Consider the following 17,355-nt stretch of genomic DNA (forward strand, 5'->3'; position numbering starts at 1 on the left):
AAATTGTTGATATTTAGTTTTGCTCTTAACAAAAGCATAGCTATTGATAATTAAACAGAATAGCTAATACTTTGCGAAATAGACCAATGCTCTAAAAAATTGATAATAAAATAAATCTATTGCAAATACGATAAATACAAAGAAAAAATGTTCGTATTTTTAAAAAGGAAAAAAGAATTATCATCTTCACGCTTCATGCGCTCTGATTCCATAAAATCTCACTTTGTATTTTCATATTCTAAACAAAAAATCGACAACCATCTAAACTTGAGATAGTTGTCGATTCTACAATGTGCGCCTGATAGGACTCGAACCTACACGGCACTAACCACTAGATCCTAAGTCTAGCGCGTCTACCAATTCCGCCACAAGCGCTTTTGCGAGTGCAAAGATAATAATAAAAAAATAAATAACCAACTATTTTGCCATTTTTTTTCTTATCTTTGCAAAATCTTATCAAAAAGAATATATGGAAAAAGACTATACAGAGAAAGTTATCGAGTTCATGGAACAACTCCAAAAACTAGGAGAACAGCTGGAAGCTGCTCAAAATCAGCAGAAATTTATGATCTCTCGACTTCTTGAACTTAAGAAGGATCATCAGACAGATACAGAGGAATATACTAGCCTCAGCATACGTTCCAAGGCCCTTCAAGATATGATAGATAAATGGCGTCCTATTTATCTGGAAAGACTGGAAATGGTAAAAGATGTCAAAAAGAAAAAGAAATAAGCTACTATTATTCAGCCATAAAGTGACGAAGCAGAACGAATTATATCGTTCTGCTTCGTCACTTTATGGCTGTAATTTTATAACGTATACACTAAATGCTTCATGGGGTGCCCACCCCACTCGGTATCATTAACATATCGAAATCCCACCTTTTTATATAATTGTTCAGCTTTAGGATTTCCTTGATCAACAAGAAGACCAACAGCTTGAATATGGTATTCAGCAGCCTTATGAATAGCAGAACGTAATAATGCTGTTGCTATACCCTGCCCTCGATATTCTGCATGAACACACAAACTATCAACATAGAGTTCGCCACTTTGAGTTTCAGGATCCATATCGGAATAATCCATACCAAAGCGCAACTTTGCCTCATCAATAAATGCTTGTCGAAGACTGTATAAGTCTCCTCCATCATACGTAACACAGATACCGACAACCATACCATTATCATCAGTAGCAACTTCTGTATTCAGATAACTATACTGACTGTCTTCTCTACCTACTAGATTTACCATACATAGATAAAAATCACGTAAAGAATGGTGGGGACCTGCAAAATTCTGACAGCACTCATAATTCATGGCCTCCATGATAAGCGACGCTATCTCAGGCGCCTGTTCTTTGCAAGCTTGTTGTATATTCATAAACTCTTTATTTTAAATGCAAAGATAAAAAGTTTACTGAAGAAAAATGCCGGTTAACTGAATGAATTTGTCTCCTACTATATTAAAGACTACTTTTGCCGAAAGAATTATTTAAAAAGATATAACGCTTATGAAAAAGAGACACTACAAGGCATCTATTCTTATTGGATTCATCACACTTTGTTCATGTACGTCAGGTTTGGATTGGAATTATAGCGATTATTCTTCATCAAACTCTACGGGAAGCACTAGTAATGGAAGTTCCAGCTCTGCAGGAACTTCACTAACCGGTATGGATGATCTCTCTACCTATACCATAGAGATCAACAAGACTGCTTTGGAAGAAGAGGAAAACATTCCTGCATCTGAATCTGATACTTATTATGAAGATTATGTAGAAAACTATACTCCTACCAATACAATCACGATTACCTACAATGGAACTTCTGCTAGCTGTTCGGGGAGCGTTGATGGAGTCAGTGTGGCTATCAATGGCGCTGATGTAACTGTAACATCTACTGCCAAAAATATAAAATACGTATTAAGCGGAACAACTACTGATGGTTCGTTCAAAATGGCATCGGGCGATGATAACAAGAAATTTGAACTTGAGCTTGATGGTGTCAACATTACCAACAACGATGGACCCGCTCTGAATATCCAAGTGGGCAAACGATGCTATATCGTTGCTAAAGATGGAACAACCAATACTTTTACTGATGGTACTAGCTATACGAGCAGTACAGAAGACCAGAAAGCTACTATTTTCAGTGAAGGAGAATTACTTTTTAGTGGTTCTGGTACTATATCTGTGTATGCCAATAGTAAAGCAGGTATTGTTTCTGACGATTATGTATTCTTCCGTCCAAACACGAATATCTATGTTAAGTCAACTGCCGGAAACGGTATCAAGGGTAATGATGGCTTGATAATAAAAGGTGGTGTCATTAATGTAGAAACAAGTGCTGCTGCCAGTAAAGCACTATCATCAGATGGCTACACACTAATTGAAGGTGGACGTACCACGGCCATTACTACTGGTACTGGAGCATACGAAGACAACGAAGTAAGTGGATGTGCCGCTTTGAAGTCAGACTCTCTCTTTACTATGACCGGCGGTGAACTGAATTTGAAGAGTACTGGCTCTGGTGGCAAAGGACTCAGTGCAGATCAGGAAGTGAATGTGAGCGGAGGTACTATCAAAGTGATAACTACTGGCAGTACTTATAAATATGGTAGTGACGACAGTAAGGCTAAAGGTATCAAGGCTGATGGCAACCTAACCATCAGCGGAGGAACTGTATATGTACGCGCCAATGGTGGAAGTGGCTCTGAAGGTATCGAAACAAAGAGTAAACTCTATATTTCTGGTGGCACAACAAAGGTTTACGCTTACGATGACGGTATCAACTCTTCGAGCGATATGTATATCAGTGGCGGAGAGATCTTCTCTTTTGGACTGAACAATGATGGCCTGGATAGTAATGGTAATATGTATATCAGTGGTGGTACGACAATAGCCTATGGTACCTCCAGCCCAGAAACAGGAATTGACGTGAATTCAGAATCAAATAAAGTTCTCTATATTACAGGTGGCATCGTTGTTGGCATTGGAGGTACCATCAACTCACCAAGTAGCACAAGCAATAGTCAACCTATCGTTACCTATAGTGGAAAAATCAGTAGTGGAAGCTCCGTTAGTCTGAAAAGTGGAGACTCTACTCTGTTGAATTTTGAAATGGCTCGCGATTATTCATCAGCTACATTTATGTTATCTGCTCCAGGCATGACCTCAGGCAGCAGCTACTCACTCTACAATGGCACTAGTCTGATATCTACATTAACTGCCTCTTACACTAGTAGCTCCAGCATAGGAGGGGGTATGAGCGGACGTTTTGGAGGATGGTAAAAGTATTAGGAGGATGGAAATAATAGCCATCCTCCTCCACAATTATTTGAAAAAAAATACGTTATAACTTTAATCGAAAGCCTATGAATAAAATTATACGCATCAAAAATTTTAATGGTAAGGAACATATCATATACTTGGTATTGTGGCTTATACTTTACAGTGCCCCTATTCTTAATATGTATAGCAGGACACAAAATAATCCTTATATCAGCTTTGACTGGGATGATATTTTAGGAGTATGGAAAATATATACGGTATATTTGGTTGCTTTCTTGATACATAATTTCATTCTCGCCCCTTTACTGGTATATAAACATAAAATCTGGATTTATCTTTGTTCCACATTCTGCCTTATTGGAGCATTTTTAGCTTTCCAATATATAGCTAAGCCTGGTATGGATAACTTTGCTCGCCACCATCTCAGAGAACATAAAGAAATGATACAATACATAAAAAGAGAAGGTAAAGAGATTCCTGATAGGTTACTAGAAGATGAAAGACGTTTTGAAAAATTTGGAAGAGATGGTTTTCTAGACCATGATAAGGATTTCGAACCAAGAGATGAAAATCATAGAAAGCATGACAGAAAAGACTTTCATAGACCAAGACGAAAGATAAACCCGCCTTTTTTTCTTGCCCAGCATGATTTCTTCGCGGTCCTCATTCTATTTCTGCTTTTGGGCATGAATTTAGGTGTAATGTTGTTCTTTAAATCAAACAAGGATGAAGCAGAACTTCAATTGCTCGAAAAGCAGAATCTGCAGCAACAGTTGGAATATCTGAAATATCAAATTAATCCCCACTTCTTCATGAATACTCTCAATAATATTCATGCACTGGTTGATATAGACCCAGAAGAGGCCAAGACTACCATTGTGGAACTCTCTAAGATGATGCGTTATATCCTTTATGAAGGAAATAAACCTATCATTCCGCTGCAACGGGAAATACAGTTTCTTGAGAACTATATTACGCTCATGAAACTACGCTATACAAACAAAGTGAAAATAACGCTGAATATTGAGAAGAACATACCTGATTATGGTGTTCCTCCATTAATGCTGATAACATTTGTAGAGAATGCTTTTAAGCATGGAGTAAGTTATCAAAAGGATTCGTTTATCGATGTACAATTATACACCAATACTGACCGATTTATCTTTAACTGCAAAAACAGCAAGCATAAAGAGAGCACAGAAGAGCATGGTGGCGTAGGACTGGTAAATGTAAGAAAGCGACTTGACTTAATATATGGACAAGACTATATCATGACGATTCATGATAAGGAAGAATCTTACGAAGTATATTTGGAGATTCCGCTAAGTAAAGATCCTTTCATTAAGGATAAAGTTTAACAAGTAATTATCTAATTCTTAAGCAATATGATTAAGGTTTTAGCAATAGATGACGAGCCTCTGGCACTGAAGCAACTGGCTACATATATCCAAAAAATTCCATTCTTTGAATTAATCGGAGAATGCCAAAGTGCCCATGAGGCTAAAGTAATTATCGACGAAGAAAACGTTGATGCTATATTCTGCGATATCAACATGCCCGATCTTAACGGTATGGATTTTGTCAAGAGCCTATCAGCTCCTCCTATCATTGTTTTCACTACTGCTTATAGCGAATATGCTATAGAAAGCTATAAAGTAAACGCAACTGACTATCTGCTTAAACCGTTCGGACTGGACGACCTTAAACGGGCTGCCAATAAGATTAAAAAGCAATACGATTTGGAACATCAAGCAGAAACATTGACCCAGGAGGAAAGTGAAGTATCACAGACAGACGATGACAATGCACTCTTCCTAAAAACCGAACATAAAGTTATTCGTATCGAGATAGATAATATCCGATATATTGAAGGCATGAGCGAATATCTGAAAATACATCTCGACTCACAATCTAAACCTATTATCGTACTGTTAAGCATGAAGCGCCTGGAAGAGCATCTGCCAAAATTCTTTATGCGCATACATCGCTCATATATCATCAATCTCAAAAAAATACAAGAAGTAAATAAGAGCCGCGTTATCATGGGAGAAGATCTTTACATTCCTATAGGCGACTTATATAGAGAAAGCTTTAACAAATATCTCAATACGAAATTCTTAGGTAAATGATTGAAAAAGGGAACAACTCTCACGAGCAGTTCCCTTTCATTTTTCCTTAAATTATATATACTATCTATATTACAAAATCTTATGATAGAGAGCAACAATATCATCACGAGTTACTTCACGTGGATTACCTGGTGTGCAGACATCTGCAATAGCCTGATCTGCTAATGCATCAATATCATTTTCAGTAATACCCAACTCAGACAGATGCTGAGGAATACCGACGCGAATACTCATATCGCGAATTTCATTGCAAGCTGCTTCTGCTGCTTCCTCTTTAGTCATGCCTTCTTTGTATACATCAAGCGCTTTAGCGATATCAACATACTTGTCGAGTGCTGCTGGAGCATTGAAACGCATAACTGTAGGTAACAAAATAGCACATGCTACTCCATGAGGTACATCATGCAAAGCACTCATAGGATGAGCCATACCATGATCTACACCCAAACCGACATTAGAGAAAGCCATACCTGCTATATACTGAGCAACGGCCATACCATCACGTGCTTCGGCATTCTTTGGATCTTCAACAGCTACAGGCAGATAACGATGAATCATATTAATAGCCTTAAGCTCAAACATATCACTCATTTCCCAAGCGGCCTTAGTAATAAGACCTTCGATAGCATGTGTCATAGCATCCATACCAGTAGCTGCAGTAAGACTGGCAGGTAAAGAGTACATCAACTCCGCATCGACAATAGCAACTGCTGGAATATCATTAGGGTCTACACAGACCATCTTCTTCTGCTTCTCTTCATCGATGATAACATAGTTTATTGTGGTCTCTGCAGCAGTTCCCGCTGTTGTAGGAAGTGCGATGATAGGCACACTCTTCTTCTTAGTATCTGCTACACCTTCGAGAGATACAATATCAGAAAACTCTGGGTTTGTGCATACGATACCAATACCCTTGGCTGTATCCATAGAAGAACCACCACCAATAGCTACAATAAAATCAGCCTGTGCATTCTTTAAAGCCTCAACACCATTTTTGACATTGGTAACTGTTGGATTAGGCTTTACTTCATCATATATTTCATAAGGTATCTTAGCATCATCGAGGACGTCAAGAACCATCTTTGCTACACCAAATTTCATAAGTCCCTTATCGGTAACTACCAAGGCCTTTTTATAACCCAAACGAGCTACAACACCAGGAATCTCCTTGCGCGCACCAGGACCAAAATAAGAAACTTCGTTCAGAATAAATCTGTTCACCATAATTATTAATGAGTTTTTAAGTTAGAAAAAATATTGTCAAGTTTATAATGCCTTAAAAAGACATGTTATTAGATTCGTGACAACAAATATAGAACAACTTTAGGACAAATACAACAACCATATCAAAATTTAAAGTTAAAAATCAAAATCTCTTCCTATTTAAGGATGGATATAGGATAAAATCACTACATTTGCAAAACTAGATTTTGCACCTGAAAATATCATATATACATGTTACAATTAGATAATTTCTACAAAGCACGATATGTGCTCAGTAAGGTATTAAGAAAAACGGAATTGGTACACGCTAGGAAAATTAATCCTAACGTGGATGTCTACCTCAAACCTGAATGCTTGCAAAAAACAGGTTCTTTCAAATTGAGAGGGGCTTATTATAAGATTTCACAACTCTCTGAAGAGGAAAAAGCAAAAGGGGTTATCGCTTGCTCTGCTGGTAATCATGCGCAAGGAGTAGCTCTTGGTGCCACAGCTATGGGAGTTAAGAGTTTAATTTGCTTGCCAGAAGGTGCTCCTATTAGTAAAGTTGAAGCTACCAAAAAGCTGGGAGCTGAAGTATGCCTCGTTCCTGGCGTGTATGATGACGCTTATGCACGTGCATTACAATTGAAAGATGAAAAAGGATATACCTTTGTACATCCATTTGACGATGAAAATGTCATCGCTGGACAAGGCACCATTGGACTGGAACTGTTGGACCAGCTTCCAGATGTCGAGGCGGTGGTAGTGCCAGTTGGAGGCGGTGGTCTCATCAGTGGCGTGGCTTTTGCCATCAAGAATCTGAATCCTAATATCAAAGTGTATGGCGTACAGGCTGCCGGTGCTCCAAGCATGGTGAACAGTATTCGTGACCATAAGATAGAAAGTCTGCCTTCTGTATCAACTATCGCTGACGGCATAGCTGTAAAAGAGCCTGGTAAACTGACTTTTGAAACATGTTCACAATATGTAGATGATATTGTAACCGTTACAGAAGATGAAATCTGTGCAGCTATTCTACAACTTATCGAAAGCGAGAAAATGGTAGCTGAAGGTGCTGGTGCTACAAGTGTTGCAGCAGTGATGTTTAATAAACTGCCTGTAAAGGGCAAGAAGACGGTCTGCATAGTCAGTGGTGGAAATATCGATGTAACTATTCTGAATCGAGTCATTGATCGTGGTTTGGCTAAAACAGGACGACTCTACACGTTAGACTTGGAATTGGATGATAAACCAGGAGAACTTTTGGAAGTATGTCGGGTTATAGCAAATCTAGGAGCTAATGTTATCGGCGTACATCACGATCGCTCTTCCAATCGAAAGAATGTCAATGCTTGTATTCTGAGAATTTCTATGGAAACTAAAAACGAAGAACACATAGCTGCTATTCGACAGGCCTTAATCGATAAGAAATTCACAATTCTAGATACCAATCTAAATGGATAAAAAAATATAGAATTAAAAATCAAAAATTATGAAAGCTATTCACACCAACAATGCTCCTGCTGCTATCGGCCCATATAGCCAGGCTATTGAAGTTAACGGATTTGTTTTTGCTTCTGGTCAAATTCCAATCAATCCTGCTACGGGAAGCTTCGTAGAGGGAGGTATTACGGAACAGACCACGCAGGCTATCACTAATGCACAAAATATTCTGAAAGAAGCAGGCACAGACCTAAGTCATGTTATCAAGACGACTGTTTATTTGGCTGATATGAGCGATTTTGCTGCTATGAATGAGGTTTATGCCAAGTTTTTTACAGAGCCTTATCCTGCAAGAAGTGCTGTAGCTGTAAAAGAATTACCAAAAGGTGCACTCGTAGAAGTTGAGGTTTTGGCCGCCAAATAAAAAAGGTCAAAAACCTTACATAAAAAAGAAATGGAATCGCTCTTTGGTAGAGTGATTCCTTTTTCTAAGTTATATTAGTAGGACAAACGGAGTTTGCCCACATACTAAAATTTGTAATAATAGCTTACACCAAATACATTATTATCTGATTCTTCATCGGAACCATAGGTGCGCTGAAAACGATAGTACGTTCCAACTTCATGATGCTTGGTTATATCCCAATCTACACCTAACGTATATCTCATTTTCTCTATATTCCATGCATTATACATCTCTGCACTAACATAAGGATAAAGATTGATATTCGTCTTATATTTGAGTTGTAAACGGCTTCGTAACTGATTTTTACCTTTTCCACTATAAGTTTTGGCCTTACCATCGTAATTCTCATCATCAAAATCGTAGCGTTGTGCTATCGTCTTCTCTGGACGATAAGTGTACTGCCAACGCTCACGAAGAGCTAAATTCCACTTGCCAAAATTGAGATTACCTGTAACATCAAAGTGAAGACGATGACGGAGTCCCCAATAATTGGCATATTTATTGAGATCACCATTAGTCTTATAAGTGTATTTTTCGTTATGATCATAGAGCAATTCGTATCCTGCTCCAAATTTCAGTCGCTTGGTAGCTTTATATTCTCCATTTACACCGAAACTCCAGCGGTCAATGGTACTGGTATTGTCACGAGTTCTCATCTCTGTCTCTACACCTACACTCCACTTCTTATTGAGTTTTTTCTCAGCACCAATAGACGTCCAGATACCAAAATCACTGCTCTGCTTTTGAGCAAAACTAACGACCGGCAATAAGACCATCAATAGACACAATTTCTTTTTCATATGTAAATCAGTTATTACTGAAATTGGTTAAATCATTATTTTTTAGCTTCAATGTATTATTGAGCGTTTCATCACTTCTGTCACCCTGATAATATACCTTAAGCATTACCATATCTCGGAGAAAATCTACACTACCAACATCGATACGGACAATATCCAAACCCAATCGTTTCTGAAGATCATCCTTTAACTCCTGACGATGTTCTGGCTGAATCAATTCGATACGATCATACTGTATCAGTTTGGTAGGCACCTGCTTTAGTCGCTTCTCACAAACCCAAATGCATAAGATAACGATGACATTGGTAACAAGCAGTTCTACTATCGAAACAGAATTAGCAATAGCATTCACTACTGATAGTGCGATAATAACAAACATATACGTCATTTCGCGTACTGGCATTGCATCTGTTCGATATCGCATAATACTAAAAATACCAAAGAGCCCTATTCCTATACCAATACTTGTTTTGGCTTTCAAATCTTCAAGTACGAAGATCATGAAAAAAACCAAAAAGAATATAGCAACACTCATCAGCACAAATGAGAAATAATAATCTCGCCGCTGACTCTTCTTATAATAGAGACGATCAACTATAAAACAAGTTACAAATAATAATATAATAAAGCGTATCAGCATGGCAGGAAATTGTCCTGAAAATGTATTTTCAAAGAAATTCATATTATATAGTTTTAGATTAATATTAAAGATTTAAAGTAACTGCGCACCAATGAGTTTTTCTATTTGATGAATACGGGGCTTCAGTCGATTATGCTTCAAGTTAGAATTGGTCAATGCCTGTCCCATGGTATATTTACTAAATCCTATCGGCATAATACGTAATTCGCGAAGCAAAGGTATAATAGGAGACGGTATCAGGCCATCACGTTTTAATTCGATGATAACTAACTGATCTAATGACTTCTCCTCATCTGTTTCCAAATTATGAAGATATAAATTAGTATCTATGGTTAAGCGCTCTGTCATATTCCGATTGACAAGGGTAACACGTTCAAACCGATTTTCCAATTTTTCGGTTAAACTATCCAAATCATATAAAAGCGTATGTTCTAAAAAGTCATTTTCAGCAACAGCATTAGGATTATTCTTTGTACCAAAACGAAGTTGATAATTAGGATGTAAAGGATCGAACTGAACAATAGGGATACGCTTTTTTTTCGTTCTGCCATGATTGTTTTTGGTCTTTACTTCTAGAAAATTTAAATGAGAATCCACATAACTACGTATACGCAATTTCTGACGATTCTGATGACCGTTCTGATGGCGCATATACATATCATTAGTAGGAGTATCAAAATACGTGGAATAATAGTGGGCAATACGCTGACCATTTATTTCCTGAACACGATAATCATGTTCTGCCATCGATAGCAGTTTACGAAGCTGATTCAACGATGTAACAAATTTTGTATCCGTCCTATTGAGCAGCTTTACACCACTCATCTCATCAAGGCTAATTGGTTGGAAATTTTGCAATATACTTTTCATAGAGTTAAAACAGTCCTTTTACGATATTGCAAAAATATATATATGGGGACTACATACAAAAAAAAGTCAGTGAAACGCTGAAAATTATCAACATATCACTGACTTTAGAGAAAAAAAAGTTTATCTTTATTTTACATTACCCACTTTGATAAGGTACTCTGCAATCTGAACAGCATTCAAAGCTGCACCCTTACGAATCTGGTCACCAGTCAACCAAAGTGTGTTGCCATTGTCATCTGCCAAATCCTTACGTACACGACCTACATATACATCATCCTTACCAGCACTTTCAAGAGGCATAGGGTAAACATAGTTCTGAGGATCGTCAACAAGAGTTACACCAGGAGCAGCTTCGAGAGCCTTACGAATATCAGCTACAGACACAGGCTTTTCCGTTTCGAACCAAACACTCTCTGAGTGAGAACGAAGTGAAGATACACGAACACAAGTGGCAGAAGTACGAACATCACTGTGCATAATCTTTCGAGTCTCGTTAAACATCTTCATCTCTTCCTTGGTATAGTCGGTTTCAGTCATCTTATCAATCTGAGGGATAACATTGTATGCCAACTGATGAGGGAACTTCTTGATGGTCTTAGCCTCACCTGTCTCAATAATTTCCTTGTACTGCTGCTGCAATTCTGCCATAGCAACGGCACCAGCACCAGAAGCACTCTGATAAGAAGATACGTGGATTTTCTTTATATGACTCAGTTTCTCGATAGGATTGAGCACAACTACCATCATGATGGTAGTACAGTTAGGATTAGCAATAATACCACGTGGACGAACAAGTGCATCCTCTGGATTAATCTCTGGCACAACCAAAGGTACATCCTTATCCATACGGAACTGACTTGAATTGTCGATCATGACAGCACCATACTTGGTAATGGTCTCAGCAAATTCTTCTGAAGTGCCACCACCAGCAGATGTGAACGCAATGTCGACATCTTTGAAGTCATCGTTATGCTGCAAAAGTTTAACCTCATATTCTTTACCTTTGAATGTGTATTTTCGGCCAGCACTACGCTCTGAACCAAACAACACCAAATCATCCAATGGGAAATTTCTTTCAGCTAGAATACGCAGGAATTCCTGTCCTACAGCACCACTTGCTCCAACAATTGCTACTTTCATAATCGTCTTTATTAAGTTGTTAACTAATAATTTGTTTGCTAAAACATATTTTTTCGTGTGCAAAAGTACAATATTTATAGCAATAAAAACAATAAATTCACACTTTTTTCTAATTATAGTTTACAATTTGTATTATAATTCAAAAAAAAGACAATACCCAAGTTGCGTATCTTATCTTTTTCGTATCTTTGCAAACAAAACAAGACTATAATATGTTGGATTTTACCCATCTCTTTCCGATTACGAATCCTACACTGATTTTCTTTGCAGTGATGAGTATCATTCTCTTCTCTCCTATTATTATGGGTAAGTTGAGAATACCTCACCTTATCGGAATGGTATTGGCTGGTGTTCTCCTTGGTGAATATGGATTTGATATTTTGGTTAGAGACCAATCTTTTGAGCTTTTCGGTAAAGTTGGTCTCTACTATATCATGTTTCTTGCTTCTCTAGAAATGGATATAGAATCGCTCAGAAGAAATAAGAAAAGGGCATTAGCTTTTGCTGCTCTTACTTTCTGTATTCCATTCGGATTATCGTATATAGTAGGTGCTGATTTACTTGGATATACTACTGCTGGAGCTGTTTTGCTGGGATGCATCATGTCCTCTAATACTCTGGTGAGTTATCCCATCGTTCTAAGATATGGGCTTCAACGCAAACCAAGCGTAACACTGAGTGTAGCATCGAGTATGATTTCTCTGATGCTCTCCTTGATTATTTTAGCGGCTATCGTTGCTTCTTTCAGTAATGATTCTGGTCCTGCCTTTTGGACTCTGTTCACATTGAAGTTTGTTTTATATTGTGTGTCTATGGTGTATATTGTACCAAGATTGACACGATGGTTTCTGAGAAGATATAGCGATGCTGTCATGCAGTTTGCCTTTGTTATGGCTATATTGTTTATGTGCGCAGCTTTATCTGAAGTTGTCGGAGTGGAAGGCATTTTTGGTGCCTTTTTGGCTGGTTTAATCCTCAACCGATATATTCCACACGTATCACCCCTGATGAACCGTATAGAATTTATTGGTAATGCATTGTTTATTCCTTATTTCCTCATCGGTGTGGGCATGCTTATCAATGCACGGTTGCTTTTCCAAGGTGGAAATATTCTTTGGGTGATCTTCTGCATCACATTCTTTGGAACACTCGGTAAAGCTCTAGCTTCATATATTGCAGCTTTCATCTGCAAACTTCCACTAAGTTCTGGACATATGATGTTTGGTCTTACGTCTGCACACGCTGCTGGTGCTATTGCTATGGTTATGGTTGGTATGAAACTACAGCTCGCACCAGGAATATACCTCGTAAACGAAAATATGCTGAATGGTGTTGTCATCATGATTCTGATAACCTGTATCATATCTTCTATCATAACAGACCGAGCTGCACAACAAATCGTTCTTCGCGATAAAGAACTGCCAGATGAGAATAAGAATGCAGATGATGAAAAGATACTTATACCCGTTAAATATCCAGAATATGCTAACAATCTGATTCATCTAGGTATGCTCATGAGAAATACCAAACTGAACCGCGGCTTAATCGGTATGACTGTGGTCTATGACGATGCCAACATGAGACGCAACCAAGAACAAGGACAGCATTTGCTGGAACAAATTACACGGCTTGCAGCTGCTGCAGATGTTAAAATGCAAACACAAGTACGTATAGCTGCTAATATCGCTAATGGTATAAAACATGCTTTCAATGAATATCAGGCCAGTGAAATTATTATTGGCATGCACAGTCATATGAATACTTCTCCTAGATTTTGGGGAGAATTTCACCAGAGTCTCTTCAATGGCTTAAACCGACAAATTATCATGGCAAGAATTCTACAGCCTCTGAATACGATAAGACGAATTCAGGTGGCCGTACCATCGAGAGCACAATATGAGCATGGTTTCTACCGATGGATAGAAAGACTGGTTAGAGTGTCTAGTAGCTTGGATTGCAGAATACAATTTCATGGAAGACCCGACACACTGTCGCTTATCAATGAGTATGTGCAAAATAAGCACACAAATATCCGAGCTGACTATACACAAATGGAACATTGGAACGAATTGCCTAAACTAGCTGGAACAATTCATGAAGATCATCTATTTGTTGTTATTACAGCTAGAAAAGGTACTATCTCTTACAAGAAAGCACAAGATAGACTTCCTGAAGAAATTACAAAATTCTTCTCCGGTACTAACTTGATGATTATATTCCCAGATCAGTACGAAGTAGGAGCAGAGGAAATGACTTTTGCTACACCACAACACCAAGAAGAAAACAGTGCTTACGAAATACTGCGTAAGTGGCTTTATAAAAAGAACATTTTAAAACATTAAAATTAATATGATAGATATAAAAGGAGTTACCAAAAAGTTTGGTTCCCTACAAGTACTAAAAGGTATTGACCTTCACATTAATAAAGGTGAGGTTGTCAGTATTGTTGGCCCTTCTGGAGCAGGTAAAACTACTTTGCTGCAGATTATTGGTACGCTAGATAAACCCGATAGTGGGGAGATTGTCATTGATGATATCAATGTAGGAACTCTTTCAACCAATAAATTGAGTGATTTCCGTAACAAACATCTCGGTTTTGTATTCCAATTTCATCAGCTCCTGCCTGAATTTACTGCCTTGGAAAATATTATGATTCCCGCTTATATCGCAGGTGCCAGCAAAAAGGATGCTAAAAAAAGAGCTGAAGAATTACTCGACTTTATGGGATTGGCAGATCGTTCTAGCCATAAACCTGCAGAACTTTCTGGTGGAGAAAAACAACGTATTGCTGTAGCACGAGCTCTCGTTAACCAGCCAGCTGTTATCTTGGCTGACGAACCATCAGGAAGTTTGGATACCAAAAATAAAGAGGAACTCCATCAACTTTTTTTTGATCTGAGAGATAAGTTCGGTCAGACTTTTGTAATCGTTACACACGACGAAGGCTTAGCTAAGTTAACTGACCGTACGATCCACTTGAAAGATGGACAGATTATAGCAACAGATACTGCCACCACTGTAACCAGAGACGGATCTGAAAATATCTTTTCTGGCAAAATAACAGATGAAACCATTTAAAATAAACATTATGGAGAAAATAAAATTAGGTGACTATAATACGTTGAAGATGGTAAAACTTGCTCAACGTACAGAAAAAGATGGTACAATAGAAACTTTTGGAATCTTTCTTGACGGTGGTGAAGAAGGAGAAATCCTCATGCCGCAGAAATATGTTCCTGCTAATGTAAAGATTGGAGATGATGTCACAGCTTTTATCTATCTAGATCAGGATGAACGTCTGATTGCAACAACAGAAGAGCCTATCGCTAAAATTGATGAATTCGCCTTCCTTGAAGTTAGCTGGATTAACAAATTTGGAGCCTTTCTCAACTGGGGACTAATGAAAGATGTTTTCTGTCCTTTTAGAGAAATGAAAAAGAAAATGGAAATCGGTGAAAGCTATATCGTACATATTCATATCGATGAAGAAAGTTATCGTATTGTTGCCTCTGCCAAAATAGAGAAATATTTCGATACCAAACCTGCCCACTATAAACATGGACAAAAAGTTGATCTTATTGTTTGGCAAAAAACAGACCTCGGTTTTAAAGTGATTATCGACAATCGCTACCAGGGACTTATCTATCAAGATCAGATATTCCAATATGTTCATACTGGTGATAAACTTGTAGGTTATATCGACCAAGTTAGACCTGATGGAAAAATTGATGTTACTCTACAACAAACTGGCGTAAGAGGTACTCAAAATTTCTCAGAAGAATTACTACAATATCTCAAGGAACACGACGGAGAATGCGACTTAGGCGACAAGAGTGAAGCTGATGACATCTATGAACGCTTCCATGTGAGCAAAAAGGTTTATAAAAGGGCCGTAGGAGATCTGTACAAGAAAAGACTCATTACCGTTAATCCAAGGAGTATCAAACTGGTTGTCGAATAAAGAGTATAAACTCTACTATTCCTCTAGCTGCTAGATAAAGGAGGAATGCAAGCCATAAGGCATGGTTGTGCAATTGGCTTCGTAAAAGTAAATAAACGATAAAGAAAAGGATTGCTGCTATTACTGATGATAGTAGCAATCCTTTTGTGTTAGTAATACCCACAAATATTCCATCTAAAAGAAAAGCGGAAACACCTACTATTGGGATAAGACAGGTCCAACCTATATATGACTTTGAAACACAAATAACATGAGTGTCTGTGGTTAAAAACGATAAAAAGGATTCACCGGCAAAACTATAGATGACTGTAAAGAATACTGCTACGATAAAACCTAGATAAAATAAATGGTGAACAACCTCGCGAAAAGCTTCTCTGTTTCGTGCCCCATAATACTTTCCACATAATGCTTCGCCGGCATAAGCTAAACCGTCGGTAAAATATGAAAAAATGGTAAAAAACTCCATCAGTAATGTATTTATAGCCAATATTATCGCTCCCTGACGAGATCCTATCGAAGTAAAAGACAGAAATACTGAGACTAAAAATAGTGTACGTATAAATATATCTCTGTTTACTATAAAAAAATGATATAAAGCATGATAATCAAAGAGACCTGACCAGCTAAAATACTTATACAGCCGCTTGTAAGAATGGTGTAAAAGAAGTAAGGAAAACAATAACCCACCCCACTGAGCTATTATCGTACCTATAGCTACTCCGGAAATGTCCATATGAAAAACAAAGACAAATATAAGACTAGAAATAATATTCAATATATTTTGGCCTATAGAAGCCATCATGGGTACGCGAGTATTTTGCATACCGACATACCAGCCTGTCAACCCATACATCGCTAAAACAGCGGGAGCTCCCCAGATACATATCAAACAGTATCTCCAGCATAGAGACAACATGCCTATATCTGGCTTCATTACCCATAGACCAAATTGTATGAGAGGAATCTGAAGAATAATAAACAAGAACCCTATGACCAAACCAATTGTAAGAGTACGAATCAAAAGACGAATTACTTCTTTAAAGTCTCTATGACCATAGGCTTGAGAAGTCATACCTCCCGTTCCCATTCTCAAGAAACCAAATATCCAATAAATTACATTAAACAACATCGTACCCACAGCTATAGCTCCAATGTATTTGGCATCTCCTATATGTCCGACAATGCCGACATCAACAAGCCCTAATAAAGGTACTGTTATATTAGAAATAATGGAAGGAATGGCCAAGCGCAATATCTGCGAAATTCTTGCATTCATATATTAAACGTTCACTTTACCTAATATTATACTCTCCACGATGATAACATCATGCGGAAAGCGGAAAGTCACTTAACACCATAATAATAAAAGCGGACTATTAAAAATCCGCTTTTATTTCATTTCTATATTATTACA

At 37.8% G+C, this 17,355-nt stretch carries 16 protein-coding genes and 1 tRNA gene; 9 read left to right on the forward strand and 8 right to left on the reverse strand.

Translation table 11 applies throughout. The features are described from left to right. Positions 1-293 precede the first annotated feature (293 nt). Positions 294-375, reverse strand: a tRNA-Leu gene (locus L6471_RS11935). A 94-nt stretch (positions 376-469) separates the two neighbouring features. Between L6471_RS11935 and L6471_RS11940 the strand changes: the two genes are divergently transcribed. Continuing rightward, positions 470-733 carry a hypothetical protein gene (locus L6471_RS11940; protein ID WP_027453601.1) on the forward strand — a complete coding sequence of 88 codons (264 nt, stop codon included), beginning with the start codon at positions 470-472 and terminating at the stop codon, positions 731-733. A 77-nt stretch (positions 734-810) separates the two neighbouring features. Here L6471_RS11940 and L6471_RS11945 read toward each other — a convergent pair whose 3' ends face one another. Continuing rightward, positions 811-1,380, reverse strand: a complete 570-nt coding sequence (locus tag L6471_RS11945) for a GNAT family N-acetyltransferase (protein ID WP_006283411.1) — start codon at positions 1,378-1,380, stop codon at positions 811-813. A gap of 130 nt (positions 1,381-1,510) precedes the next feature. Between L6471_RS11945 and L6471_RS11950 the strand changes: the two genes are divergently transcribed. From L6471_RS11950 to L6471_RS11960, 3 genes are all read left to right on the forward strand, one after another. Continuing rightward, entirely contained in the window at positions 1,511-3,289 is a 1,779-nt protein-coding gene (locus tag L6471_RS11950) for a carbohydrate-binding domain-containing protein (RefSeq protein WP_027453603.1), read from the forward strand. Between the two features lie 83 nt (positions 3,290-3,372). Beyond that, positions 3,373-4,647 (forward strand): sensor histidine kinase, encoded by a 1,275-nt coding sequence (locus L6471_RS11955; protein WP_036858143.1) that lies wholly within the window; start codon positions 3,373-3,375, stop codon positions 4,645-4,647. Between the two features lie 27 nt (positions 4,648-4,674). Continuing rightward, on the forward strand, positions 4,675-5,418 hold the full coding sequence (locus tag L6471_RS11960) for a LytR/AlgR family response regulator transcription factor (RefSeq protein WP_237797406.1): 744 nt from the start codon (positions 4,675-4,677) through the stop codon (positions 5,416-5,418). A 69-nt stretch (positions 5,419-5,487) separates the two neighbouring features. On the opposite strand, the gene fucO is transcribed toward L6471_RS11960, so the two are convergent. Continuing rightward, the gene (gene fucO, locus L6471_RS11965) at positions 5,488-6,642 is read right to left on the reverse strand and encodes a lactaldehyde reductase (RefSeq protein ID WP_006283415.1); all 1,155 of its coding nucleotides are present in this window, start codon (positions 6,640-6,642) and stop codon (positions 5,488-5,490) included. A 231-nt stretch (positions 6,643-6,873) separates the two neighbouring features. On the opposite strand from fucO, the gene ilvA reads away from it, so the two are divergent. After that, positions 6,874-8,085: a threonine ammonia-lyase gene (gene ilvA, locus L6471_RS11970; RefSeq protein ID WP_006283416.1), complete on the forward strand. Its 1,212-nt coding sequence runs from the start codon at positions 6,874-6,876 to the stop codon at positions 8,083-8,085. 28 nt (positions 8,086-8,113) lie between these two features. Next, positions 8,114-8,488 carry a RidA family protein gene (locus tag L6471_RS11975; protein ID WP_074613890.1) on the forward strand — a complete coding sequence of 125 codons (375 nt, stop codon included), beginning with the start codon at positions 8,114-8,116 and terminating at the stop codon, positions 8,486-8,488. A gap of 104 nt (positions 8,489-8,592) precedes the next feature. Here L6471_RS11975 and L6471_RS11980 read toward each other — a convergent pair whose 3' ends face one another. The 4 genes from L6471_RS11980 to L6471_RS11995 form a co-directional block, all read right to left on the reverse strand. Then, complete coding sequence (locus L6471_RS11980; protein ID WP_237797407.1) at positions 8,593-9,330, reverse strand: DUF2490 domain-containing protein; 738 nt, start codon at positions 9,328-9,330, stop codon at positions 8,593-8,595. A gap of 7 nt (positions 9,331-9,337) precedes the next feature. Continuing rightward, positions 9,338-10,012, reverse strand: a complete 675-nt coding sequence (locus tag L6471_RS11985; RefSeq protein ID WP_094449110.1) for a DUF4956 domain-containing protein — start codon at positions 10,010-10,012, stop codon at positions 9,338-9,340. Positions 10,013-10,042: 30 nt separating this feature from the next. Beyond that, positions 10,043-10,840: a polyphosphate polymerase domain-containing protein gene (locus tag L6471_RS11990; protein ID WP_094449111.1), complete on the reverse strand. Its 798-nt coding sequence runs from the start codon at positions 10,838-10,840 to the stop codon at positions 10,043-10,045. A 126-nt stretch (positions 10,841-10,966) separates the two neighbouring features. Continuing rightward, positions 10,967-11,980 (reverse strand): aspartate-semialdehyde dehydrogenase, encoded by a 1,014-nt coding sequence (locus L6471_RS11995; RefSeq protein ID WP_006283422.1) that lies wholly within the window; start codon positions 11,978-11,980, stop codon positions 10,967-10,969. A 212-nt stretch (positions 11,981-12,192) separates the two neighbouring features. On the opposite strand from L6471_RS11995, the gene L6471_RS12000 reads away from it, so the two are divergent. Genes L6471_RS12000 through L6471_RS12010 form a run of 3 tightly spaced genes read left to right on the forward strand, consistent with a single transcriptional unit; the run spans position 12,193 to position 15,941 of the window. Continuing rightward, positions 12,193-14,322: a cation:proton antiporter gene (locus tag L6471_RS12000; protein ID WP_237797408.1), complete on the forward strand. Its 2,130-nt coding sequence runs from the start codon at positions 12,193-12,195 to the stop codon at positions 14,320-14,322. A gap of 7 nt (positions 14,323-14,329) precedes the next feature. Continuing rightward, positions 14,330-15,058 carry an ABC transporter ATP-binding protein gene (locus L6471_RS12005; protein WP_027453609.1) on the forward strand — a complete coding sequence of 243 codons (729 nt, stop codon included), beginning with the start codon at positions 14,330-14,332 and terminating at the stop codon, positions 15,056-15,058. Positions 15,059-15,068: 10 nt separating this feature from the next. Next, positions 15,069-15,941 carry a CvfB family protein gene (locus tag L6471_RS12010; protein ID WP_027453610.1) on the forward strand — a complete coding sequence of 291 codons (873 nt, stop codon included), beginning with the start codon at positions 15,069-15,071 and terminating at the stop codon, positions 15,939-15,941. Here L6471_RS12010 and L6471_RS12015 read toward each other — a convergent pair. After that, a complete protein-coding gene (locus L6471_RS12015) occupies positions 15,922-17,217 on the reverse strand; it encodes an MATE family efflux transporter (protein ID WP_237797409.1) in 1,296 nt (431 codons plus the stop codon). The two genes, L6471_RS12010 and L6471_RS12015, sit on opposite strands and share 20 nt — an antisense overlap. Positions 17,218-17,355 lie beyond the last annotated feature (138 nt).

Origin of the sequence: Segatella bryantii (assembly GCF_022024215.1) — a bacterium.
Classification (GTDB): Bacteria; Bacteroidota; Bacteroidia; order Bacteroidales; family Bacteroidaceae; genus Prevotella; species Prevotella bryantii.